This is a genomic window from Rhabdochromatium marinum, from assembly GCF_016583795.1.
Lineage (GTDB): Bacteria > Pseudomonadota > Gammaproteobacteria > Chromatiales > Chromatiaceae > Rhabdochromatium > Rhabdochromatium marinum.
Genome location: NZ_NRRS01000154.1, coordinates 1 through 1,906, shown reverse-complemented (window position 1 = coordinate 1,906; position 1,906 = coordinate 1). Strand labels below are relative to the sequence as shown.

2 protein-coding genes are annotated in these 1,906 nt (G+C 51.0%); both read right to left on the bottom strand.

The annotated features are described in order from the left end of the window. Nucleotides 1-60: 60 nt before the first annotated feature. On the bottom strand, nt 61-693 hold the full coding sequence (locus CKO36_RS18885; RefSeq protein ID WP_200286450.1) for an alpha/beta hydrolase: 633 nt from the start codon (nt 691-693) through the stop codon (nt 61-63). An 8-nt stretch (nt 694-701) separates the two neighbouring features. Next, the gene (locus tag CKO36_RS20015; protein WP_242469747.1) at nt 702-1,745 is read right to left on the bottom strand and encodes a methyl-accepting chemotaxis protein; all 1,044 of its coding nucleotides are present in this window, start codon (nt 1,743-1,745) and stop codon (nt 702-704) included. Nucleotides 1,746-1,906: the final 161 nt, after the last annotated feature.

Sequence of the window (1,906 nt, the reverse complement as noted above, 5' to 3'; positions counted from 1 at the left end):
ATACGGGGATCTTCAAGGCTGGCAAAATGCTCGATCATGCTGGCGGACACTCAAGGCTCCTCAAGGCGATTGGCTAACAGGGGGCCGCAACATCATGTCAGATCTAGCGTTAATACGCGCTCGCCCTGGTGCGTGACGGAGTTCCTCACCAGTCGTGTCCTGGTTCATCCAGGTACCGAAAGGCCCCATGCTGATCAGCACCGCGCCGACCAGGGCTGGTTCTTCCTTCGCCTGATTGGCGTACAGCAGCACCTGCATTGCGCCACTGGAGTGTCCCGCCACCACAATCTTTGGGTGGCCACGAGCTTTCAGCCATTGAACCCAGGCCGCGAGTTCCGGCGTCCCATCGGCGAGTCGGTGGTTTTGGATCGCATCGCATGGCAGGCTCTGGCGTCTTTGGTTGATGCCAAGCGTTAGGGTAGGGGTGAGCACCGGATAGTTGGCGTTGCTCAGTGCGTCGGCCAGCGACTGGACGATGCCGAAGTGGTGGGTCTGAAGAAATCCGTGCAGCAACAGGACGGCGGGTTTTGCCGTCTCACCGGGGCGATAATCGCCGACACCAACGTGACCATTGGGCAGTGTTAGGCTGACCGATTCGCTCATGGCGATCGACGACCCAACCAGGCACAGCAGTAGCACTCCAGCCCGGAGCGACTTCAGCGCCGTAACAGAACACAGGAGACCTTGAAACATGGCCGAGTTCAGGACTGGTAGCCGATCCGAAAACCACCCCAGTGTTTGCCATTGACCATGATGGGCGCGGAAATATCGTGCATGACTTCTCCGGTATCTCTTTTATACGTCTGGAGCAAAAACGGGTCTTGATGGGCTCCGCAACGGCTTCCAGTCGGATCGCGAAAAATCCGTTTGGTTCTGTTATTGGCCAGATCTGTTTCATGGTTGCCCGTTAAGGGCTGACTGAATTTCTTATTATGGGTCGGAAAATACCCTTGGGTGTCAACAGCTCCGGCATAAGAGATCTCGGGGTATTTTGACAGCAGCGGTTCCTGTAATGCCGGTAATACCTGATCAGTAAAGCCATCATAACGAGTATTGTATTTTTGGGGATTGGTGTTTGGAATTGGCTGGTAGTTTTTATCGAATAAATCAGCCAAGGTGATTTTTCCATTACGAATCGAATCTTCAAATAGTCGGCCAATTGTTGCGGCGGTTTCAATAGCGCAGCTTTTCATTTCGGCATGTATACTTTTAGGATCGAAATCCAGAATCAGAACATAAATGCCTTCGGCTGTACTGGAAAGGCGCGTTGCCTGCTGAGAGACCAAAGCAATTTCATCCTCCATCGAGTTCAGGTTGCCCTGTATTTCAACGATAGCCTGAGAAATTTGATTGATCTCGTTATTATTGTTATTGGCTCCAGTTTGGATTTCCAGAATCTGTTGTTGCATGAATGTCGCGCAACGGGAAATGGATTCAAGCTTCTCACCGACCGCACGGGTTTGTTGTGCTCCCAAATCGATTGCTTCGCTTAAGTTACCCATCGTGGTGTTTGCCAACTGTACGCTGCATTCAACTTCATTGAGCATAGCGCCAATCTCATTGGTTGCTTCTGACGTTTTATGTGCAAGCTTGCGCACTTCATCGGCAACCACGGCAAATCCTCTTCCCTGTTCTCCGGCTCGAGCCGCTTCAATGGCCGCGTTTAATGCGAGTAAATTCGTTTGGCTTGCAATATTGCTGATAACGGTGGTTATCTTGTTGATGTGATCGGATTTGTCAGCCAGCGAAGCAATATGGTGCGCGGTTTCATTGGCTTGTTCATTGTCCGAAGTAAGGTTGAAACCACCGCCTTTAGGCGGTCAGATTTATCTTTGAAGCCTTTTGCAAGGGTTGTTAAAGATGGAGTATCGCTACGGTAGCCATACGGTTTTCAAGATTCAGTATC